Here is a 21,913-nt window from a genome sequence, read left to right as displayed (position 1 = left end):
GCATGAACCGCGCATGAACCCCGCATGAACCCCGCATGAACCCCGCATGAACCCCGCATGAACCCCGCATGAACCCCGCATGAACCCCGCATGAACCCCGCACAATCCGTCCATGCCGACCTGATCGACCGCTACTTCGACGCGTGGAACGAGCCCGATGCCGCGCGGCGGCGCGCGCTGATCGACGCGACGTATGCGAGCGACGCCGCGTATCGCGATCCGCTGATGAACGGCGACGGCCCTACGGGCATCGACACGATGATTGCCGCGGTGCAGGAACGCTTTCCGTCGCATCGCTTTCGCCGGACCACGGACGTCGACGGGTTCGGGCCGCATCTGCGCTTTTCGTGGACGCTCGTGTCGCCGGACGGCGCGGCGCTCGTGAAGGGCTCGGACTTCGGGACGGTCGACGCGTCGGGCCGCCTGAAGTCGGTGACGGGCTTCATCGACGAGATGCCGGCCGCCGCGTCGTGAGCCGCGCGGGTCGGCCGCAGCGGCCGCCGGGATCCTGTAACGTATGCGGTTCGTTCACGATCCCGGAGCCTGCCGACATGCTGAAGAACCTCGACCCGCTGCTCAACGCCGACATCCTGCATGCGCTGCGCGCGATGGGCCACGGAGATGAAGTGGCGATCTGCGACGCGAATTTCCCGGCGGAATCCGTCGCGCAGCACACGGCGGTCGGCCGCGCGCTGCGGATCGACGGCGCCGATTCGGCGCGGGTCGTGCGCGCGGTGCTGTCCGTGCTGCCGCTCGACACGTTCGTTGACACGCCCGCGTGGCGGATGGAAGTCGTCGGCGATCCGGCCGCGCTACCGCCCGTGCAGCACGAAGTGCAGGCCGAGGTCGATCGCGCCGAAGGGCGCGCGGTGCCGCTCGCGGGTGTCGACCGCTTCGCGTTCTATGCACGTGCGCAGCGGGCGTATGCGGTGATCGTCACCGGCGAGCTGCGTGGCTACGGCTGCTTCCTGTTCAAGAAAGGCGTGCTGTTGAGCGACGCGGACTAAACATACGCGTCGCACACGCGTCGAGTACGCGTACTCAGTGCGCGTGCTCAGTACGTGCTCAGTACGTGCGCAGACCGCTTTGACCCCGCATTCGCTTCGTTCTCCGGAATCGCAGCCACCGGCCCCTGTGTAAAGATTTGCTACAAGCTTTTGCTTGGACGCGGCGAAAAGAGCCTCTATGCTGACCCATTTGCCGGGCCGGGCAGGCCCGGCGAGCCGCACGGGCATGACCTGCGCGGCCGGCCGAACTGCAACGAGGAGAAAGGCATGTCGCGTCCCGTCGATTCCGGCGTCATATTTTTTGCGCGTCTGGCGCTGGCGGCGCTGTTCCTGTGGGGCGGCGTGATGAAGCTGCTCGGCTACGGCGATTTCGTCGGCTATCTGCGCGGCCTGAACGTGCCGCTCCCGCAATACGTTGCGCCGGCCGTCGTCGCGATCGAAGGGCTCGGCGCGCTGCTGCTGATCGTCGGCTACAAGGTGAAGCCGCTCGCGTTGCTGATGGCGTTCTACACGCTCGCCACCGCAGTGATCGGGCACAATTTCTGGGACGCGACGAGTTCCGCCGTCCAGCACGAGATGGTGATCCATTTCTGGAAGAACGTCGCGATTGCCGGCGGTTTCCTGCTGCTGTACGTGACCGGCGCGGGCGGCGCGAGCATCGACGGCATGCGCCGGCCGAGTTCGTCGTACGGCTCGCTGCGCTGAACGCGTTCGTGCAGCGCAGCCGGGTGTCCGGCGTCACGAGTTGAAAGCAGGGCGGCGCAAGCCGCCCTTGTCATTTCCGGGGACGTATCCGGTCGCATGTTCTGCAGCGCGTTGCAATAAATGCGATGCACAGCGCCGCACCCGCCGAAGGGTGCGGACTGTGCGCGGATCCGCGAACCCGAACGACGCATGCATCAACGGAAAGGGCCGAATCCTGCGCACTGCGGGATTCGGCCCTTTGTCGTTCGGCGCGTCAACGCCCGGCGTTCAACTTTTCAGTCGTCGAGCCGGCAACGCGCGTGATCACCGCGCCTGCCGGCTACGGCGAACCGATCACGCATCGTCGCGCTCAGCGCGCGTCCTTCGCGAACTGCACCGCGATCGCGCCAAGCACGCAGATCGCCGCGACATACACGACCGGCGCAAGCGGGTTCGATTTCATCATCAGCGATACGATCACCGGCGTGAGGCCGCCGAAGATCGCATACGCGACGTTGTACGAGAACGAGATGCCCGAGAACCGCACGACTGCCGGGAAGCTCTTCACCATCACGAACGGCACCGCGCCGATCGTGCCGACCGCGAAGCCGGCGATCCCGTAGTACAGCGGCAGCGTCGACGCGTCGGCCGCGACCTGCGCGAACAGCAGGTAGTAGCACGCGGCCAGCACGAGGCCCCCGATGCCGAGCACGCGCTTCGCGCCGATCGCGCCGGCGAGCGAGCCCGCGCAGATGCAGCCGGCCGTCAGGCACAGCGTCGCGATGCTGTTCGCGAACAGCGTCGTCGCGGGCGTCAGGTGAAACTGCTTTTGCAGCAGCGCGGGCGTCATCAGGATCACGACGACGATCGCCGCGGACAGCATCCACGTCAGCAGCATCGACACGATCACCGCGCGGCCGTGGTCGCGCAGCACGGCCTTCAGCGGAATCTCGGCAGCCAGCGCCTTCTTCGCCTTCATCTCGGCGAACACGGGCGTCTCGTGCAGCCAGCGGCGCAGGTACACGGAGAACAGGCCGAACACGCCGCCGAGCAGGAACGGGACGCGCCAGCCGAACGCGATGACTTCGGCCGCCGAGTAGCGGCTGTTGACGGCGGCCGCGACGAGCGAGCCGAGCAGGATGCCGGCCGTGAGGCCCGCGGTCAGCGTGCCGCACGCGTAGCCGATGTGACGCGACGGCACGTGCTCGGACACGAACACCCACGCGCCGGGCACCTCGCCGCCGACGGCCGCGCCCTGCAGGATGCGGAACAACAGCAGCAACACGGGCGCGAGGATGCCGACCGAGTCATAGGTCGGCAGGAGGCCCATCAACAGCGTCGGGACCGACATCATCAGCACGCTCAGCGTGAACATCCGCTTGCGGCCGACGAGGTCGCCGAAGTGCGCCATGATCACGCCGCCGAGCGGACGCGCGAGGTAGCCGGCCGCGAAGATGCCGTAGGTCTGCAGCACGCGCAGCCAGTCGGGAATGTCGTGCGGGAAGAACAGCTGCCCGATCGCGGGCGCGAAGAACACGAAGATGATGAAGTCGTAGAACTCGAGTGCGCCGCCGAGTGCGGCGAGGCCGAGGGTTTTGTAGTCGCTGCGCGTCAGCGCGCGCTCGGCGGCGCGCGGGACGCCGCTCAATTCGGAAGCTTGCATGGTCAGGACGATCGGTTTTCGAATGTTGTTGTCGATGCTGCGTCTCCAGGGCCCGCTATTGGCGTGGACAGGCGCTGCGGCGCAGCCTGCGTCGTCGGAAGGTGTGCTGAGCGCCGGATAGAGCACGGAACACGCGTCGCCGCACCGGGATGGGGCGCGGCGGGGACGAAGCGTCAAAGCGGGTGGGGGGATTCTACAGGAGCGCGAAATGCGCGAGGAAGGCGGCGCGAGGACGGTGGCGCGAGAACGGCGGCATGAGAACTGCGGCATGAGAACTGCGGCGCGAGAACGGTGGCACGAGAACGGTGGCACGAGAACGTCGGCATGAGAACTGCGGCGCAAGGACTGTGGCACGAGAACGTCCGCGCGAGGCCCGCGCAGCGACAGCGCGCGTCGAGGAAACCTTCGGGCCGCGGGAACGACGCGGCGCACGTCGGGCGATCCGTCCGTGCGCCGCGTGGGCGGCAGTGCCGCGTCAGTTGCCGGCGATCGTATCGACCGGCTTGAACTCGCCGTGCTCGACCTTGTAGATCGTCACCGGCGCATCCTTCAGGTCGCCCTTCCCGTCGTACGCGATGCGGTCCGCCGACACGCCCTTGACAGTCACCTTGCCGAGATACGGCGTGTAGACCTTCGGGTCGGTCGAGTTCGCGTTCTTCATCGCGGTGAGCAGCGCGATCGTACCGTCGTACGAGTAGGGCGAATAGGTAATCACGTCCTCGTTGAAGCGCGCCTTGTAGCGCGCCGCGTAGCCGGCGAAGCCCGGCATCTTTTCCTTCGGCAGCCCGCCCATGTAGACGATCGCACCTTCGGCCGCGTCGCCGCCGACCTTCAGGAACGTCGGCGAGCGCGACATCTCGCCCGTCACGAACGCCGACTTCATCCCGAGCTGACGCATCTTGCGGATCATCGGCGACGACTGCGCGTCGCCGCCGCCGTAGAAGATCGCATCGGGATTCATGCCCTTCAGGTTGGTCAGGATCGCGGAGAAATCGAGCGCCTTGTCGTTCGTGAAATCGCGCTTGATGATCGTGCCGCCGGCCGCCTGCACGGCCTTCGCGAATTCGTCGGCGATACCCTGGCCGTACGCGGTGCGGTCGTCGATGATCGCGATGCGCTTGAAGTGCATGTTCTTCACCGCGTACGTGCCGACAATGCGGCCCGCCTGTGCGTCGCTCGTCAGCAGCCGGTAGGTGGTCTTGTAGCCGCGCGCGGTGTACTGCGGCGACGTCGCCATCGAGATCTGCGGCAGCCCCGCGCGATCGTACAGGTCGGACGCCGGGATGCTGGTGCCCGAGTTGAAGTGGCCGATCACGCCGCTGACGTTGTCGTCGATCAGCCGCTGCGCGACGGTCGTGCCGGTACGCGGATCGGCCTGGTCGTCCTGCGAGTCGAGCTGGAACGTGACCGGCTTGCCGCCGATCGTCGGATGCGTTGCGTTGAAATCGGCGATTGCCAGTTGCACGCCTTTCTGCATGTCCGTGCCGTAGTTCGATTGCGGGCCGGTAAGCGGCGCGGCGAAACCGATCTTGACGACGTCGGCGGCGCTGGCGTGGGCGCCCGACAGTGCGCAGGCGGCGGCCAGCGCGACGTGCGATACCTTCAGCTTCACTTTCACTTCCCCTTGATGGCGTGGTTGGGCCCGCGCCGGACCGTGGCCGGCGGCGGAGAGCCGTGCGAGACGTGTCGGCTGCGAGGCCGGCGGGCGTCGCCGCGTGCGTCACGGTCATGCCGCGCGTCGCGCATCGGTTCGCGCATCCGCGGCAGCATGGTTATGCCAAAATCGGCATGCCACGCGGCGATTGCGGCATGCGATGCGGGTCGCATGCAGGCGTCGCCGTGTGTCGTCTCGTGACCGTGAAGTGAAGTCTAGATAGCGAAAATGCATGCGTCTTGCGCGTTCGGAGCGTGGCTGGCGACGATTTCGGCATATCGTCGATAACCCTGATATATGCTGAAATCGTCATTCGGTGTGCGTAATGGCGCCAAGACGCGGCGGGGCGGCATTTTTACGATGGCAGGTTTCGGTGGCGCGCATGCTGCGCAAGTCCCGCGTGTTCCCGTGCCCATGCCGGCCGACGCGCGCCGGGGTGCGCTCCTATAATCGACGTCATCAGCCACTCGCTTCGCGGATGCCGGGATGACGACATTTGTAGCCGTACCGCCGATGAGCCTGTCCGATACGTTGCGCTACCAGGCCGGCAATGCCGACTTCGGCGCGATGCTCGCGCACTTTCGCCTGCTCGAGCCCGTGCTCGATGCGCTGCCCGACGTCGCGTTTTTCGTGAAGGACGCGGACGGCCGCTATGCGCTCGTCAACCGCACGCTGGCGATGCGCTGCGGCTACAAGGACAAGCGCGACCTGCTCGGCAAGACAACGGACGAAGTGTTCCCGCGCCGGTTCGGCCGCGGCTACTTCGAGCAGGACATGGCGACCATCAACGCGGGCCACCAGCTGATGGACCAGCTCGAACTACACCTGTATCCGGGACGCCAGCCGGGCTGGTGCCTGACCTGCAAGGAGCCGCTGCGCGACGCGGCAGGCAAGGTGATCGGCCTCGCGGGCATTTCGCGCGACCTGAAGGCGCACGAGGGCTCGCATCCGGCCTACAGCAAGCTCGCTGACGTCGTCCAGTACATCCAGGATCATTACGTGCAGCCGCTGAACCTGAAGCAGCTCGCGCAGATGGCGGGGATGTCGGTCGCGCAGCTCGAGCGCTACTTCCACAAGGTGTTCCATCTGACGCCACGCCAGGTGCTGCTGAAGACGCGGCTGGATGCCGCGACCGCGCTGCTCGTCACGCACGACAAGGTGACCGACGTGGCGGCGCTGTGCGGGTACACCGATCACAGCGCATTTACGCGCCAGTTCAAGGCGACGGTCGGCGTGACGCCGACGGAATACCGGATGATGCTGCAGGAACGGGCGGGTTGAGCGGTCATCGTCGAAGAACGCGTGGCAGCACGTGCCCGCCGAAAGGCCGGTGCGGGCGCTCGGCGCCACCCCGACGTGACCGGGGGCGGCCGGACCATGAATCCCGCCACATTTGTCACTCCCACCATTCGATGCCCGGCGACTAAAACTGTCTCATGACCAACACCGAGCGACCAACACCGAGCGATCGGCAGGAGACGGTATCGCGTTCCGGCCCGAAGGCGCGGGAGGTCGCTCCGATTCGGAGGTTGTGATGACCGCAGACACATCAACGGACAACGGACGGAAGGATGGGCAGCCGGCGATGAAAACGCCGCCGATCGTGTCGCCGCAGGAGTGGGAGGCGGCGCGCGTTCAACTGCTCGCCAAGGAGAAGGCGCTGACTCGTGCCCGTGACGCATTGGCCGCCGAGCGACGGCGGATGCCCTGGGTTGCCGTGGAAAAGGCGTACCTGTTCGACGGGCCTGGCGGCAAGGCAAGCCTGCTCGACCTGTTCGTCGGCCGCCGCCAGCTGATCGTCTACCGCGCGTTTTTCGAACCCGGCGTGCACGGCTGGCCGGAGCATGCGTGCATCGGCTGTTCGATGGTGGCCGACCATGTCGCTCATCTCGCGCATCTGAACGCCCGCGACACGACCCTCGTATTCGCGTCGCGCGCGCCGCAGGCCGACATCGCGCGCCTGAAGGCCCGCATGGGCTGGGAGAGGATCCCCTGGTACACGATCACCGACAGTTTCGATGCCGACTTCGGCGTGGACGAGTGGCACGGCCACAATGCGTTCATTCGCGACGGCGACCGCATCTTCCGCACCTACTTCATCAACAGCCGTGGCGACGAGGCGATGGGCACGACATGGAGCTACCTCGACATGACGGCGCTCGGGCGGCAGGAGGCGTGGGAGGATTCGCCGGAGGGCTATCCGCAGAGCCGGCCGTACAAATGGTGGAACTGGCACGACAGTTACGTCCCCGACGCCGCGCCCGATCCGAAGTGGGTCGAAGTGTCGGATGCGGGAGAGGCTGCGTTTCGGAAACGCGACGGCTAGTGCGATACGGTGCGACGCGGCATCGTTCGCTCGCGAAGGCTTGCCGATAACGGTGCGGCACGATCGGGCAGCGCGTCGAATCGGGGCGGTACGATCGGGGAGTGCGTCGATTCGGGGCGGTACGTTCGGGGCGCTCGTCGAATCGGGGCGCTACGTGCCGGGGTGCGGGGGGGCGCCTGATTGGGGCGCGATTTAAGTGGCGATCCGGGCGCGGCGTTGAGCGAAGACGCTTCCACGTCGGCGGCTCCGCAACAAATGCAGCGCGGCACGAGTGGCGGGCGCGACCGGCGGGCGGCAGCCGGCCCGATCAGCGGTAGCCGAGTCCCTTCAGGACGGCCGTGCCGTCTTCGGTCAGGCGGAAGCTCGGCGGGGTGTCCGCGTCCGCGCGGACCATTTCGACGAGGCCTGCTTCCTGCAGCCCCGGCAGTTCGGGTTTTGCGTTCGCGCTGATCGGCGCGTGCAGCAGCACGAGCAGCGTCGCGATTTCGTGATGGCTGAGCAGGCGGCGCAGCATCGTTTTTTTGGCAGGGGGCGCGGCCGGGCGGCCCGCGGGTCCTTCTACGGCGCTCATCGCATTCCTCCTATTAGAGAGATTCTTCGGGTACGGTTGCGGATAGTGCCGTCGAAGACTTAAACGATTCTTAAAACCGGGCGGAGCGACATCCTGCCGTGACAAACTCATGGTTACCGGATGTAACGTCATGCCGGAGGCCGTCGCGGCCCGATCGCGGGAATCCGTGCCGGGCGGGTGTCGGGCGCCCGATTCACCATGACGGTGCGGCCGCAGCCGCAGCCGCAGCCGTATCGCCTGACGACGCGCCGCCGCACGCCGTGCACCTCGTTTTTCCTTATTTCTTTCTCTGCGCCTGCGCGGCGAGCCGCACCGCCGCGTTCGCCGCGCCGTAGCCGTCATACCCGCCGCGCCGCTCGACGATTTCCAGCGAGAAGCGGTTGTCGACCAGTTCCGTATACGCATGCAGGAACTCGCCGCCGTGCTCGTCGCGGTCGTACAGCAGGTGATGGGCGCTGAGCGTCTCGATCAGGTCGTCCGGCAGCGCATAGCGCGCGGCGAGGTCGTCGTAGTAGTTGCGCGGGATGCGCAGGAACGGCACGCCGTCGGCCGCGAATTCGGCGACGGTCTGCACGATGTCGTCAGTGCGGAACGCGACGTGGTTCAGCCCGGTGCCGTGGTAGCGGTCCAGCGATTCGGCCACCGCGGTGTGGCGGTCGACCGATGCGTTCAGCGCGATCCGCACCGAGCCGTCCACGCTCCGCACCGCGCGGCTGCGCATCAGCCCGTACGGATCGGGGACGAGCCAGCTGCGCTCGGCCTCGAAACCGAACGCCGTCTTGAAGAACAGGATCCACGTGTCCAGCGCATCGCCCGGCAGCGCGAGGCACACGTGGTCGATGCCGGTCAGCGGGCCAATCTCGCTCGGGCCGTCGATGTCGGTCAGCACGAAGTCCGATTCATACAGCGTTGGCGCGTTCGGCGTCTCGTCGACGAAATATTCGAGGCTGCCGTCCGGCGCCTTCACGCTCGGCAGCACGCGCTCGTTCGGGCCGACGCGCCCGGAAAACGGCGCGTAGCCGAAGCCCGCCGCGCGTTCGAACGCGACGTTCGCGTCGTCGACGCGGAACGCCGACGCGCACAGCGACAGCCCGTGCTGCTGGAAGAACGCGTCCGCGAACGAGTCGCGCTCGGCGTTCAGCACGATCGACGCGGCGCCGTGCTGGAACAGCGTCACGTCCTTCGACCGATGGCGGCCCGCGAGGCGGAACCGCATCTTGCCGAGCCACTCGCCGACATTGGCTGCCGCCTGCGCGTCGACCGCGAATTCGATGAACTGGAAGCCGACGTGCGCGGGCGGCGCGGGCGGCGCGAACAGCGGCTGGTCGGCGCCGGGCGTGCGGTTCTCCCGTGCGAGCTGCGCGCGCGTCTGCTCTTCCAGATAGAGCAGCGAGCGGTGCCCGTCGGCGGCGGTGAGCGCGGTGGGCGCCGCGCGGAACCCGTCGTTGAAGATCTCGAGCGACAGCGGCCCCGTATAGCCGGCTTCGATTACGCGTGCGGTGAAGCGCGCGAGATCGAAGTCGCCCTGGCCGGGGAACGAGCGGTAGTGGCGGCTCCATTCGAGGACGTCCATCGCGAGCTTCGGCGCATCGGCGATCTGCACGAACGCGATCCGGTCGCCAGGGATGTCGGCGATCGCATCCGGCGAATCGTCGAGCGACAGCGTGTGGAAGCTGTCGAGCGCGAGCCCGAGGTGCGGATTGTTCACCGCATTCACGAGCCGCCACGCGTGGCCGTACGTCTTCACGACGCGGCCCCATGCGAGCGCTTCGTACGCGACGACGACACCCGCCTGCTGCGCCGCCTCGGCGAGCGCGCCGAGCTGGTCGACGAGCAGCGCGTCGTCCGCAATCGTGTCGGGCGACACGTTGCTGCAGACGAGGATGCGGTCGGTGCCGAGCGCATGCATCACGTCGAACTTGCGCCGGATGCGGTCGAGGTTGCGTGCGAGCTGCGCGGGGCTCACGCCCTCGAAGTCGCGAAACGGCTGGAACAGCACGATGTCGAGACCGAGGTCGGCGGCCATGTTCCGCACGTCGGCGGGCGACCCGTCGAAATAAACGAGGTCGTTCTCGAAGATTTCGACGCCGTCGAAGCCCGCGGCCTGGATGGCGGCGAGCTTCTCGGCGAGTGTGCCGGACAGGGACACGGTGGCGATCGAGCGCTGCATGGGCTAATCCTGCCAAGAAGCGGGACGGCGCCGGCTGGACTTGACCCTGAATGAACCATTCATGGAGTCCTGGGAATGCGCCATACCCCAAGTTTACTAGGTTGATGTGGCGAATTATACAAACTAACTAGATGGTACAAATTAGCGAAAACCCGAAAAGACATTGCGTTTGCGCAAGCGCACACTAGCGCCGAATCTTGACGTGAAGGGGCGAATTCGCTCGCGATTCGCCCCCGTTATCGGAGCAACTGACATGAGCAAGCGCAAGGTACTGGTACTGAACGGCCCGAACCTGAATCTGCTGGGGACGCGCGAGCCCCAGATCTACGGTGCGGAGACGCTCGCCGACGTGGCGGAGCGCTGCCGCGTGGCGGCGGACGGGCTTGGACTGGAGGTCGACTTTCGCCAGTCGAACGCCGAGCACGAGCTGATCGACTGGCTGCACGCGGCGCGCCACGATACGGACGGCATCGTGATCAACCCGGCCGCGTACACGCACACGTCGGTCGCGCTGGCCGACGCGCTGTCCGCAATCGCGAAGCCGGTGATCGAAGTCCATATCTCCAACGTACATCGCCGCGAGCCGTTCCGCCACCACTCATACGTTTCGGCGGTCGCCGAGGCGGTGATCTGCGGATGCGGCACCGAAGGCTACGTGTTCGCGCTGCAGCGCATGGCCACGATTCTTTCGCAAGGCGCCAAGCGATGAGCCGCCCGACCTTCCTGATCGGTCTGATCGGCCAGGGCATCGGCGGTTCGCTGTCGCCCGCGATGCATGAAGAAGAGGGATTCCGGCAGGGATTCGGCTACGTGTACCGGCGCATCGACCTCGACGTGCTGGGCCTGACCGCCGACGCGCTGCCGCAGCTGCTCGCAGCCGCCCAGCAGATGGGCTTCAACGGCCTGAACATCACGCATCCGTGCAAGCAGCGCGTGATCGAGCACCTCGACGCGCTGTCCGACGACGCGCGCGCGCTCGGCGCGGTCAACACCGTGCTGTTCAAGGACGGCAAGCGGATCGGCCACAACACCGACTGGTCGGGGTTCGCGAAGTCGTTCCGGCGCGGGCTGCCGGGCGTGTCGCTCGAACGCGTCGTCCAGCTCGGCGCGGGTGGCGCGGGCGCTGCCGTCGCGCATGCGGCGCTGCAGATGGGTGCGGCTGAACTGGCGATTTTCGACGTCGACGCAACGCGCGCCCGCGCGCTCGCCGACGAGCTGCAGCAGCGCTTCCCGGCCGCAAAGGTCACGCAGGGCGATGACCTCGCGGCGACGGTGCGTGCGGCGACGGGCCTGATCCACGCGACGCCGACCGGCATGGTCAAGCACCCGGGCCTGCCGCTGCCGGCGGCGCTGCTGCATCCGGGGATGTGGGTCGCCGACATCGTGTACTTCCCGCTCGAAACCGAGCTGATCCGGGCGGCGCGCGCGGCAGGCTGCGCGACGCTGCCGGGCGGCGGGATGGCTGTCTACCAGGCCGTCGACGCGTTCGAGATCTTCACCGGACGCACGCCCGACGCCGAGCGGATGTTCGACCACTTTCAATCGCTCGTTGCGCGCTGACCCTCGACAGATTCAGCGTCAGAGAAAGACGAGACCAGGAGACGACATGCAGCACACCACCCACACGAACACCGTGCCGGCCCGGCCGGCGCAGGCGGCCGGCGCGGTCCGGCGCACGTCGGCGCGCTACAAGATCCTCGCGCTGCTCGCAATCGGCACGATGATCAACTATCTCGACCGCACGGTGCTGGGGGTGGCTGCGCCTCAGCTCACGAAGGAGCTCGGCATCAACGCGGCGGTGATGGGCATCATGTTCTCCGCGTTCTCGTGGACGTACGTCGCGATGCAGGTGCCCGGCGGCCTGTTCCTCGACCGCCTCGGCAGCAAGATCACCTATTACTGGTCGATGACGCTGTGGTCGCTGTGCACGCTGCTGCAGGGCTTCGTGCCCGGCGTCGCATCGCTGCTCGCGTGCCGCCTCGGCCTCGGCATCGCGGAAGCGCCGTGCTTCCCGACCAACAGCCGCGTGGTCGCGACGTGGTTCCCGCAAAACGAGCGCGCGATGGCGACCGGCACCTACACGGTCGGCGAGTACGTCGGCCTCGCGTTCTTCAGCCCCGTGCTGTTCGCGCTGATGGGCGCGTTCGGCTGGCGTTCGCTGTTCTGGGTCGTCGGCGTCGTCGGCATCGTGTTCGGTCTCGTCTGGTGGAAGCTCTACCACGAGCCGCACAATCATCCGGGTGCGAACAAGGAAGAGATCGAGTACATCGAAGCGGGCGGCGGCCTCGCGCACGGCGCGAAGAAGAACGACCGGCCCGAGCAGGCGAAATTCAGCTGGAGCATGGCCGGCCGGCTGCTGAAGAAGCGCCAGCTCGCGGGCATCTGCCTCGGCCAGTTCGCCGGCAACTCGACGCTCGTGTTCTTCCTGACCTGGTTCCCGACCTATCTCGCCACCGAGCGCCACATGGGCTGGCTGAAGATCGGCTTCTTCGCGGTGATGCCGTTCATCGCCGCGTCGGTCGGCGTGATGTTCGGCGGGATCTTCTCCGACTGGCTGCTGCGCCGCGGCAAGTCCGCGAACCTCGCGCGCAAGCTGCCGATCATCGCCGGCCTGCTGCTCGCGTCGACGATCATTCTCGCGAACTACGTGAAGAGCAACGAGGCGGTGATCGCGATCATGTCGGTGGCATTCTTCGCGCAGGGGATGGCCGCGCTCGGCTGGACGCTCGTGTCGGACATTGCGCCGGACGGCCTGCTCGGCGTGACGGGCGGCATCTTCAACTTCGCGGCAAACCTTGCCGGGATCATCACGCCGCTCGTCGTCGGCTTCATTGTCGCGACGACAGGTTCGTTCGTCGGCGCGCTGGTGTTCATCGGCGTGATCGCGCTGATCGGCGCGGCGTCTTACATCTTCGTCGTCGGCGACATCAAGCGGATCGAGCTGTAACGCATTCCCTGCAGGTGCAGTGAGTTGGGCCCGGCGGATCGAACCGCCGGGCTTTTTTTCGCCGGTCCGTTTCGCCGGGTTTTTCTCGTTTACGCGCGGCGCAGCGAAATGCCGAGCGACTCGACCGCGTGCGCGATCGCGGTGACCGCACGGCGGACGTCGTCGGCATCGATTGCGCCGATGCATCCGACCCGGAACGTCTCGAGCTGCGTGAGCTTGCCGGGGTACAGGATGAAGCCGGCGTCGCGCACCGCGTCGTAGAAGCGCCGGAAATCGTACGCAGGGTCGGCCGGCGCGTGGAAGGTCACGATCACGGGTGCCTGCACGCGCTCATCGAGGAACGGCGCGAAGCCGAGCGCGCGCATCGAGTCGATCAGCGTCCGGCAGTTCGCCACGTATCGCGCGCCGCGCGCGGGCTGGCCGCCTTCGGCGAGGAACTGGTCGAGTGCGGCGCGCAGCGCGGCAACCACGTGCGTCGGCGGCGTGAAGCGCCACTGACCGGTCTTGCGCAGGTACGCGTACTGGTCGTACAGGTCGAGCGCGAGCGACGGCGAGCGGCCTTCGCTGGCTTCGAGCGCATCGCGTCGCGCGATCACGAACCCCATTCCCGGCACGCCTTCGAGGCATTTGCCGCTCGCGGAAATCAGCGCGTCGATGCCGCTGCCGTCGAGCGTGATCGGCAACGCGCCGAACGAGCTCATCGCGTCGACGATCAGCCGCTTGCCGTGCCGGCTGCACAGTGCGGCGATCTCGTCGAGCGGATTCAGGATCCCGGCGCTCGTCTCGAGATGCACGAGCGCGACGTGTGTGATGCGCGCGTCGCGCGCGAAGGCCGCCTCGATCGCGGCGGGATCGACGGCTGCGTCTTCGCCGAACGGCAGCGCGACCGCGTCAATGCCGAGCCGGCCGAGGATCTTCAGGATGCGCGTGCAATATGCGCCGTTGTCCGGCACGAGCACGACACCGTCGCGCGGCACCAGCGTGCCGAGCGCGGCTTCGACCGCGAATGTGCCGCTACCCTGCATCGGCACGCAGACGTATTCATTGCCGCCGCGCGCGATCCCGACGAGATCGGCGCAGACGCTTTCGGTCAGACGATTGAACGCGGCATCCCACGATCCCCAGTCGTGTTGCATGGCATGGCGAGTCGCCGCGGAGGTGGTCAGCGGGCCGGGGGTGAGCAGGATCGGATCGGGGGCGGACATCGGGTTTTCTCCAACAGGAATAGGGCGGGACGCAGGTCGACGTCTCCGGATTGATGTGTATGATATTGGCAGAATGTGTCATTTTGTGGAAATTGTGGCATTCGTCACGGGGTTGTCATCGAACGCTGTGATCCTTCGGTTGCCGCGCGGAACCGGATCGGTCGGGCGGCAACGAGGCGGGCCGGCTGGCGGTTCGCCCGCATAACAGGAGCCGGCGTGCCCCGGCCGTTTGGTGTTCCGTCTACGGAGAAGTGAGATGACACTGCAGAATTCCTCGCGCGCCGGTGCCGGCGCGTTCCGCAAGCTCGCGCTGGCCGCCTGTGCCGCCGGTCTGCTGCAAGGCGCCGCGCTGCCTGCGCACGCGGCGAACGCGGTCGTGCTGTATACGGCGGACGGTCTCGAGAACCTCTACCGCGACGTGCTGCCGGCGTTCGAGAAGAAGGAAGGCGTCAAGGTCAACATCGTCACGGCGGGCAGCGGCGAAGTGGTCAACCGCGCGAACGTCGAGAAGAATTCGCCGAAGGCCGACGTGATCGTCACGCTGCCGCCGTTCATCCAGCAAGCCGGCCAGATGGGCCTGCTGCAGCCGTACCAGAGCGTCAACTACAAGAACGTGCCGGCGATTGCGAAGGCGGAAGACGGCACGTGGGCGACGTTCGTGAACAACTATTTCTCGTTCGCGATCAACCCGGAAGTCGTCAAGCAGCAGCCGAAGACGTTCGCCGACCTGCTGTCGCCGAACTATGCGGGCAAGGTCGCGTACTCGAACCCGGCCACGGCCGGCGACGGGATGGCCGTGCTGATCCTGACGACCTCGCTGATGGGCGAGGACAAGGCGTTCGACTACCTCGCGAAGCTGTCGCAGAGCGTGAAGTTCCACACGAAGGGCACGGGCTACCTGAACGTGCTGCTGTCGCGTAACGAGATCAGCGTCGCGAACGGCGACCTGCAGATGGATCTCGACGACGCCGAACACGGCGCGCTGTCCGTCAAGCCGATCTTCCTCGCGGCGAAGGACGGCGACCAGCCGACGACGTTCCAGCTCCCGTACGGCATCGGCCTGATCAAGAGCGGCCCGAACCAGGAAGTGGGCAAGAAGCTGATCGACTACCTGATGTCGACGGACGTGCAGTCGAAGGTGCCGGACATGTTCGGCATTCCGGGCCGCACCGACGTGCCGCTGACGGGCAAGAACGGCGAAGCGGTCAAGAAGGCGATCGCGGGTGTCAAGCTGATCCCGGTCGACTGGACCCAGGTGATGGCGAAGAAGCCGGTGTGGATCGAGCGCTGGAAGAAGGACGTGATCGGCAGCTCGGGCAAGCAGCTCGACGTCGTCAAGCCGAAGTGATCGGCGCACGCCGCTTGCAATTGAAAGGATGAAACCGGTGGATACCGCCATGACCCATCCCGGCGCATTCGGCGCCGCCGGACCGCATGCGACGCAGCGGTCCGGCGCGCCGGGCGGCGTGCAGATCGAGCACCTGAGCGTGCGCTACGGCGCACGTACGGTGCTGGACGATCTGACGCTGTCGATCGGCGCCGGCGAATTTTTGACCGTGCTCGGCAAGAGCGGCTGCGGCAAGACCACGCTGCTGCGCTTCATCGCCGGGTTCGTGAAGGCCGACGGCCTGACCGGCACGCTGACCGTTGCCGGGCGTGACCTGACCTATGCGCCGCCGCACAAGCGCAATCTCGGTCTCCTGTTCCAGAACTACGCGCTGTTCCCGCACCTGTCGGTGTTCGAGAACGTCGCATTCGGCCTGCGCGCGCGGCGGATGGCCTCGGCCGAGGTGACGCGCCGCGTCGCCGACGCGCTGAAGCTCGTCCAGCTCGGCGACGCCGGCCACCACCTGCCGGCACAACTGTCGGGCGGGATGCAGCAGCGCGTCGCGCTCGCGCGCGCGCTCGTGATCGAGCCCGACGTGCTGCTGCTCGACGAGCCGCTGTCCGCGCTCGACGCGAACCTGCGTGCGTCGGTGCGCAGCGAACTGAAGGCGCTGCACGAGCGGCTGCCGAACCTGACCGTCGTCTGCGTGACGCACGATCGCGACGACGCGCTGGTGCTGTCCGATCGCGCGCTGCTGATGCGCGACGGCCACGTCGCGCAGCTCGGCACGCCGCAGCAGCTTTACGACACGCCGAGCAACGGCTATGTCGCGCGCTACCTGGGCCCGGCGAACCTGCTGCCGCCGCGCGTGATCTTCCCGCTCGGCGATCCGCGCTATGAAGTGCGCGACAAGGTCGCGTGCGTGCGGCCCGAGCAGCTGACCGTCAGGCCGCTCGCCGCGGGCGGGCTGCACGGCACGGTTTCGTCGGTCGAATGGCAAGGCGCGGAGCTGTCGATCGCGGTCGTGATCGACGCGGCGCCCGACGAGCCGGTGCGCGTGACGATGCAACGCGGCCGTGGCACGGCGCCCGAGCGCGGCGCGCGCGTTTCCCTGCATTGCGAGGCAGATGATGTCGTCCTTATCGAGCCCTGACGCCGCGCTGTCGCCGCGCGCGCTCGCATCGGCCGCCGCGCATGCCGCCGCCGCACGGCGCCGCAAGCGCGCGGGCGACTTGCACCTGATCCTGCTCGCGGTCGTCGTGCTCGGCCCGCTCGTCGTCTATCCGCTCGTGCAGCTCGTGCTGCTGAGCCTGACCGGCGATCACGGGCTGAGCTTCGCCGCGTACCGGAACTTCTTCGGCAACCCCGACACGCGCAGCGTGCTGCTGACGACGCTCGGCGTACTGTTCGCGAGCGCCGGCACCGCATCGGTGCTCGGCGTGCTGCTGGCGGCGCTGCTGTTCTTCAAGCCGTTCCCGGGCGCGTCGCTCGTCACGCGCTTCCTGGAGCTGTACGTCGCGTTCCCGTCGTTTCTGGTAGCGTTCACGCTGATCTTCCTGTACGGCTCGCAAGGCTCGGTCAGCATCGCGCTGCAGCAGGTGTTCCATCTCGATCAGCCGCCGCTCGACTTCCTGTTCGGCTTCGGCGGCGTGATCCTCGCGCAGACCGTGTTCTATACGCCGTTCGTCGTGCGGCCGACGCTTGCGTCGTTCGCGACGCTCGACCTGCGGCTGATCGAAGCGGCGCGCAGCCTCGGCGCGTCCGGCGGAATGCTCGCGCGGCGCGTCGTGCTGCCGATCGCGTGGCCGGGAATCGCAGCCGGCACCGTGCTGTGCTTCCTGCTGACGCTGAACGAATTCGGGATCCTGCTGGTGCTCGGCAGCGCGAAGCTCGTCACGCTGCCGGTCGCGATCTACAGCAGCGCGACCGTCGATCTCGACCTGCCGACCGCATCGGCCGGCGCGGTCGCGATGCTCGCGCTGTCGCTGGCGCTGTATGCGGTCTATCGCCGGGTGAACCGGCGTGCGATGGGAGGGACGAACGATGTCCGTTGAATACCGGATCGGGCCCGCGGTGCCCCGTCATGAGATCGGCTGGACCGATACGCTGCTCAAGCACGCGTCGCGTGTCGCGCTGGCGCTCGCCGCATTCGCATGCTTCTGGCTGTTCGTGCTGCCGGTGGTCGTCGTCGCGCTGTCGAGTGTGTCGACCCGCTGGTCGGGCACCGTACTGCCGGCCGGCTACAGCCTGCGCTGGTTCGGACAGCTCGGTTCGCAGGAATACGGCGCGCTCGTGACGAGCCTCGAGATCGGCTTCGGCGTCGCCGTGATCGGCACGATCCTCGGCCTGTGGCTCGCACTGGCGCTCGAAGGGCGCGACCGGCGCGGGATCGGCGCGGTCGTCGACGCGCTCGTGATGGTGCCCAATGGCGTGCCGAGCGTCGTGCTCGGGCTTGCGGTGCTGATCGCGTATCACCAGAAGCCTGTCGATCTGTCGAGCTCGGCGGCGATCGTCGTGCTCGTGCAGCTCGCGCTGATCCTGCCGTTCTGCTATCGCTGCGCAGCGGCGGCATTGCGCCCGGAACTGACGGTGCTACGCGAAGCCGCGGCCAGCCTCGGTGCACCGCCGGCGATGGTGCTGCGCCGCGTGCTGGTGCCGCAGCTCGTGCCGGCGCTGCGCGCGAGCCTCGCGCTCGGCTTCGCGCTGTCGCTCGGCGAACTCGGCGCGACGCTGACGGTGTATCCGCCCGGCTTCGCGACCGTGCCGATCGTCGTGATCGGCCAGGTGGAGCGCGGCTATTACCTGCCGGCGTCGGCGCTGTCGCTGCTGATGCTCGGCGCGTCGCTCGCGGCGCTGCTGCTGATCGCCGCGCGCGTGCCGCGCGGCAAGCGGGTGACGCCATGAACGCCGCGTTTGCAATGCGGCCGCCCGGCGAGCCGGCGCCGGCCGGCGCGGCGCCGGACCTGGCGGGCAAGTTCGTCGACGTCAACGGCCGCCGCTACCGGCTGCCGACCGAACCGACCGTCGTCGTATGCGTCGACGGCTGCGAATACGACTATCTCGAACGGGCCGTGGAAGCCGGCGTCGCGCCGTTCATCGGACGGATGATTGCCGAAGGCACCGCGTGGCGCGCCGATTGCGTCGTGCCGACGTTCACCAACCCGAACAACCTGTCGATCGTCTGCGGTGCACCGCCGTCGGTGCACGGGATCTGCGGCAACTACTTCTGGGATCCGGACGCGAACGGCGGCCGCGGCGCCGAAGTGATGATGAACGATCCCGCGTACCTGCGCGCCGACACGCTGCTCGCGGCGGCGTCCGACGCGGGCGCGCGCGTGGCGGTCGTGACGGCGAAGGACAAGCTGCGCCGCCTGCTCGGCTGGCGGATGCGCGGGATCTGCTTCTCGGCGGAGAAGGCCGCGCAGGCGAATCTCGCGGAAAACGGGATCGTCGACGTGCTCGACTGGGTCGGCATGCCGTCGCCGGACGTCTACAGCGCGGCGCTGTCGGAATTCGTGTTCGCGGCGGGCGTGCGGCTCGCGCAGACGCGCCAGGTCGACCTGATGTATCTGTCGACGACCGACTATGTGCAGCACAAGTGCGCGCCCGGCAGCGACGGCGCGAATGCGTTCTACGCGATGATGGACCGCTATCTCGCGCAGCTCGATGCGCTCGGCTGGGTGATCGGGCTGACTGCCGATCACGGGATGAACGCGAAACACGATCCGGCGACGGGGCGGCCGAACGTCATCTATCTGCAGGATGCGATCGACGGCTGGTTCGGCGCGCAGGCGGCCCGCGTGATCCTGCCGATTACCGATCCGTACGTCGTGCACCACGGAGCGCTCGGCTCGTTCGCAACCGTCTACCTGGCGCCGGGTGTCGACCGGACGGACGCGATGTGGCGTATCGGCGGCCTCGACGGCGTCGAACTCGTGCTCGACAACGCGGAAGCCGCCGCGCGCTTCGAACTGCCGGCCGACCGGATCGGCGATCTCGTCGTGATCGGCCGCCGCGACATGACGCTCGGCACGCGCGAGCGCGAGCACGACCTGTCGGGCCTGACCGTGCCGCTGCGTTCGCACGGCGGCGTGTCGGAGCAGGAAGTGCCGCTGCTGTTCAACCGTCGTATCGAGCCGGCCGACCCCGCGCGTCGCCCGCGCAACTACGACGTTTTCGATTTCGTGCTGAACCGGATCGCGACATGATGGCTCATCCCCGACTGGACCACCCATCGTTTCGCGCCGAGGCGCTGCGCTGGTGCGGTACCCGCGCGACGCGCGAGCGCAGCTTCGACATCGACGATCCTTATACGGGCGCGCGCGTCGGCACGGCGCCGCTCGCGAGCGTCGACGACGTGCGCGCCGCGTTCGACTACGCGATGGCCTACCGGCCGACGCTCACGCGCTACGAGCGCTCGCAGATCCTCGAACGTGCGGCCGCGCTGCTGCGTGAGCGCACCGAGGAGGCCTCCGACCTGATCACGCTCGAGTCGGGGCTGTCGAAACAGGATTCGCGCTACGAGATCGGCCGCGTGGCGGACGTGCTGAAGTTCGCGTCGATCGAGGCGTTGCGCGACGACGCGCAGAGCTTCTCGTGCGACCTGACGCCTCACGGCAAGGCGCGGCGCGTGTTCTCGCAGCGCCAGCCGCTCGACGGGGTGATCGTCGCGATCACGCCGTTCAATCATCCGATGAACCAGGTCGCGCACAAGGTCGCACCGGCGATCGCGACCAACAACCGCGTGATCGTGAAGCCGTCGGAGAAGGTGCCGCTGTCCGCGTTCTATCTGGCGGACCTGCTGTACGAAGCCGGGCTGCCGGAGCCGATGCTGCAGGTGCTGACCGGCGATCCGCGCGAGATCGCGGACGAACTCGTCACGCACCCGCATGCGTCGCTGATCACGTTTACGGGCGGCGTCGCGATCGGCAAGGCGATTGCCGCGAAAGCCGGCTACCGGCGCATCGTGCTGGAACTGGGCGGCAACGATCCGCTGATCGTGCTCGACGATGCCGATCTCGAACGTGCGGCTTCGCTGGCGGCGCTCGGCTCGTACCGGAACTCGGGGCAGCGCTGCACGGCCGTCAAGCGGATCCTGGTCCAGCGCTCGATCGCGCCCGCGTTCACCGAGTTGCTCGTCGAAAAGACGCGCGCATGGAAGTACGGCGACCCGTTCGATCCCGCGAACGAAATGGGCACGGTGATCGACGAAGCGGCGGCGCGGCTGTTCGAGGCGCGGGTCGGGGAAGCGGTCGCGCAGGGCGCGCGCCTGCTGACCGGCAACGTGCGGCGTGGCGCGCTGTATGCGCCGACCGTGCTCGACAACGTCGATCCGTCGATGACGGTCGTGCGCGAAGAGACGTTCGGCCCCGTATCGCCCGTGATCGCATTCGACACGATCGACGATGCGATCCGGATCAGCAACGGGACGGCGTTCGGGCTGTCGTCGGGCGTCTGTACGGACAGCACCGCTGCGGTCGTGCGGTTCGTCAACGAACTGAACGTCGGCACCGTGAACGTGTGGGAAGTGCCCGGATACCGGATCGAGCTGACGCCGTTCGGCGGGATCAAGGATTCGGGGCTCGGTTACAAGGAAGGCGTTCAGGAGGCGATGAAGAGCTTCACGAACCTGAAGACCTTCTCGCTGCCATGGGAGTGACGGAATGGCACTGACGGTGGAAGAGATTCGCGGGCTGTATCGTGAGCATGGCCACGTGGCCTACAGCGGCGAGCCCGTCACGCAGCTCGAGCACGCGCTGCAGAGCGGGTTGCTGGCGGAGGAGGCGGGGGCCGGCGAAGCGCTGGTCGCGGCGGCGTTCCTGCACGACCTCGGGCATCTGCTGAATCCCCAGGGCGAGACGCCGAGCGCACGCGGCATCGACGATCTGCACCAGTATTACGCGCTGCCGTTCCTGCGGCCGCTGTTCTCCGATGCGGTGCTGGAGCCGATCCGCCTGCACGTCGACGCGAAGCGTTGCCTGTGCCGCACGGACGCCGGGTACTTCGAGAGCCTGTCGCCGGACTCGGTGCGCAGCCTGGCGCTGCAGGGCGGGATTTTCAGCGATGAGGAGGCTGCGGCGTTCCTGCAGCGCCCGTTCGCGGAGGATGCGCTGCGGCTGCGCCGCTGGGACGATACCGCGAAGGTGGAAGGAAAGCCGACGCCGGATCTCGATCACTATATAGAGATCATCTCGCGCCAGGTGCGCGCTGCCTGACGGCTCGGCAGCCTCTATTCACGGCCCCGCACGCTGCCGCGTGCGTGGCCGTGAATTTTTTTCGAGAAACCCCTTGCGCTCGGCGCGGGAGCTGCCTAGAATCACGCCTCTTTCGCGCTGACGGCAACGCCGGGGCGGAGAGGG

The 21,913-nt window shown here is 67.5% G+C and carries 20 protein-coding genes; 15 read left to right on the top strand and 5 right to left on the bottom strand.

What is annotated here, in order from left to right; translation table 11 throughout:
• Positions 1–90: 90 nt before the first annotated feature.
• From ACV22Z_RS25900 to ACV22Z_RS25890, 3 genes are all read left to right on the top strand, one after another.
• A complete protein-coding gene (locus ACV22Z_RS25900) occupies positions 91–474 on the top strand; it encodes a nuclear transport factor 2 family protein (RefSeq protein WP_448079126.1) in 384 nt (127 codons plus the stop codon).
• A 77-nt stretch (positions 475–551) separates the two neighbouring features.
• Positions 552–1,007 (top strand): RbsD/FucU family protein, encoded by a 456-nt coding sequence (locus ACV22Z_RS25895; protein ID WP_448079125.1) that lies wholly within the window; start codon positions 552–554, stop codon positions 1,005–1,007.
• Between the two features lie 267 nt (positions 1,008–1,274).
• Entirely contained in the window at positions 1,275–1,712 is a 438-nt protein-coding gene (locus ACV22Z_RS25890) for a DoxX family protein (protein ID WP_448079124.1), read from the top strand.
• Positions 1,713–2,061: 349 nt separating this feature from the next.
• Here ACV22Z_RS25890 and ACV22Z_RS25885 read toward each other — a convergent pair whose 3' ends face one another.
• Together ACV22Z_RS25885 and ACV22Z_RS25880 are read right to left on the bottom strand one after the other, a co-directional pair.
• Positions 2,062–3,354: an MFS transporter gene (locus ACV22Z_RS25885; RefSeq protein WP_448079123.1), complete on the bottom strand. Its 1,293-nt coding sequence runs from the start codon at positions 3,352–3,354 to the stop codon at positions 2,062–2,064.
• A 475-nt stretch (positions 3,355–3,829) separates the two neighbouring features.
• Entirely contained in the window at positions 3,830–4,966 is a 1,137-nt protein-coding gene (locus ACV22Z_RS25880) for a branched-chain amino acid ABC transporter substrate-binding protein (protein ID WP_448079122.1), read from the bottom strand.
• A gap of 528 nt (positions 4,967–5,494) precedes the next feature.
• Here ACV22Z_RS25880 and ACV22Z_RS25875 point away from each other — a divergent pair.
• Together ACV22Z_RS25875 and ACV22Z_RS25870 are read left to right on the top strand one after the other, a co-directional pair.
• Positions 5,495–6,289: a helix-turn-helix domain-containing protein gene (locus tag ACV22Z_RS25875; protein WP_448079121.1), complete on the top strand. Its 795-nt coding sequence runs from the start codon at positions 5,495–5,497 to the stop codon at positions 6,287–6,289.
• A gap of 304 nt (positions 6,290–6,593) precedes the next feature.
• Complete coding sequence (locus ACV22Z_RS25870; RefSeq protein WP_448079120.1) at positions 6,594–7,334, top strand: DUF899 domain-containing protein; 741 nt, start codon at positions 6,594–6,596, stop codon at positions 7,332–7,334.
• A gap of 307 nt (positions 7,335–7,641) precedes the next feature.
• Here the strand turns inward: ACV22Z_RS25870 and ACV22Z_RS25865 are convergent, their stop codons facing one another.
• Complete coding sequence (locus tag ACV22Z_RS25865; RefSeq protein WP_448079119.1) at positions 7,642–7,905, bottom strand: hypothetical protein; 264 nt, start codon at positions 7,903–7,905, stop codon at positions 7,642–7,644.
• A gap of 277 nt (positions 7,906–8,182) precedes the next feature.
• On the bottom strand, positions 8,183–10,075 hold the full coding sequence (locus ACV22Z_RS25860; protein WP_448079118.1) for a bifunctional sugar phosphate isomerase/epimerase/4-hydroxyphenylpyruvate dioxygenase family protein: 1,893 nt from the start codon (positions 10,073–10,075) through the stop codon (positions 8,183–8,185).
• A 253-nt stretch (positions 10,076–10,328) separates the two neighbouring features.
• Between ACV22Z_RS25860 and aroQ the strand changes: the two genes are divergently transcribed.
• Genes aroQ through ACV22Z_RS25845 form a run of 3 tightly spaced genes read left to right on the top strand, consistent with a single transcriptional unit; the run spans position 10,329 to position 13,022 of the window.
• On the top strand, positions 10,329–10,784 hold the full coding sequence (aroQ, locus tag ACV22Z_RS25855; RefSeq protein ID WP_448079117.1) for a type II 3-dehydroquinate dehydratase: 456 nt from the start codon (positions 10,329–10,331) through the stop codon (positions 10,782–10,784).
• Positions 10,781–11,635 (top strand): shikimate dehydrogenase, encoded by an 855-nt coding sequence (locus ACV22Z_RS25850; RefSeq protein ID WP_448079116.1) that lies wholly within the window; start codon positions 10,781–10,783, stop codon positions 11,633–11,635. The genes aroQ and ACV22Z_RS25850 overlap by 4 nt, the downstream gene beginning before the upstream one ends.
• A gap of 46 nt (positions 11,636–11,681) precedes the next feature.
• Entirely contained in the window at positions 11,682–13,022 is a 1,341-nt protein-coding gene (locus ACV22Z_RS25845) for an MFS transporter (RefSeq protein WP_448079115.1), read from the top strand.
• Positions 13,023–13,111: 89 nt separating this feature from the next.
• Here the strand turns inward: ACV22Z_RS25845 and ACV22Z_RS25840 are convergent, their stop codons facing one another.
• The gene (locus ACV22Z_RS25840) at positions 13,112–14,227 is read right to left on the bottom strand and encodes a 2-aminoethylphosphonate--pyruvate transaminase (protein ID WP_448079114.1); all 1,116 of its coding nucleotides are present in this window, start codon (positions 14,225–14,227) and stop codon (positions 13,112–13,114) included.
• A 256-nt stretch (positions 14,228–14,483) separates the two neighbouring features.
• On the opposite strand from ACV22Z_RS25840, the gene phnS reads away from it, so the two are divergent.
• From phnS to ACV22Z_RS25805, 7 genes are read left to right on the top strand one after another with little or no spacing between them, the layout of a single operon-like run.
• A complete protein-coding gene (gene phnS, locus ACV22Z_RS25835) occupies positions 14,484–15,575 on the top strand; it encodes a 2-aminoethylphosphonate ABC transporter substrate-binding protein (RefSeq protein ID WP_448079113.1) in 1,092 nt (363 codons plus the stop codon).
• Positions 15,576–15,603: 28 nt separating this feature from the next.
• Positions 15,604–16,707 (top strand): 2-aminoethylphosphonate ABC transport system ATP-binding subunit PhnT, encoded by a 1,104-nt coding sequence (phnT, locus tag ACV22Z_RS25830; protein WP_448079112.1) that lies wholly within the window; start codon positions 15,604–15,606, stop codon positions 16,705–16,707.
• Positions 16,685–17,608, top strand: a complete 924-nt coding sequence (locus ACV22Z_RS25825) for a 2-aminoethylphosphonate ABC transporter permease subunit (RefSeq protein ID WP_448079263.1) — start codon at positions 16,685–16,687, stop codon at positions 17,606–17,608. Before phnT ends, ACV22Z_RS25825 begins: the two co-directional genes overlap by 23 nt.
• Positions 17,598–18,458: a 2-aminoethylphosphonate ABC transport system, membrane component PhnV gene (gene phnV / locus ACV22Z_RS25820; protein ID WP_448079111.1), complete on the top strand. Its 861-nt coding sequence runs from the start codon at positions 17,598–17,600 to the stop codon at positions 18,456–18,458. Before ACV22Z_RS25825 ends, phnV begins: the two co-directional genes overlap by 11 nt.
• On the top strand, positions 18,455–19,762 hold the full coding sequence (gene phnA / locus ACV22Z_RS25815) for a phosphonoacetate hydrolase (protein WP_448079110.1): 1,308 nt from the start codon (positions 18,455–18,457) through the stop codon (positions 19,760–19,762). The genes phnV and phnA overlap by 4 nt, the downstream gene beginning before the upstream one ends.
• Entirely contained in the window at positions 19,759–21,213 is a 1,455-nt protein-coding gene (gene phnY / locus ACV22Z_RS25810) for a phosphonoacetaldehyde dehydrogenase (protein WP_448079109.1), read from the top strand. Before phnA ends, phnY begins: the two co-directional genes overlap by 4 nt.
• A 4-nt stretch (positions 21,214–21,217) precedes the next feature.
• Entirely contained in the window at positions 21,218–21,769 is a 552-nt protein-coding gene (locus tag ACV22Z_RS25805) for a phosphonate degradation HD-domain oxygenase (protein WP_448079108.1), read from the top strand.
• Positions 21,770–21,913 lie beyond the last annotated feature (144 nt).

It is taken from the genome of Burkholderia sp. PU8-34 (genome assembly GCF_053427725.1).
Note: the sequence above shows the minus strand (reverse complement) of the source record. Positions and strands in the feature narration are given on the sequence as shown.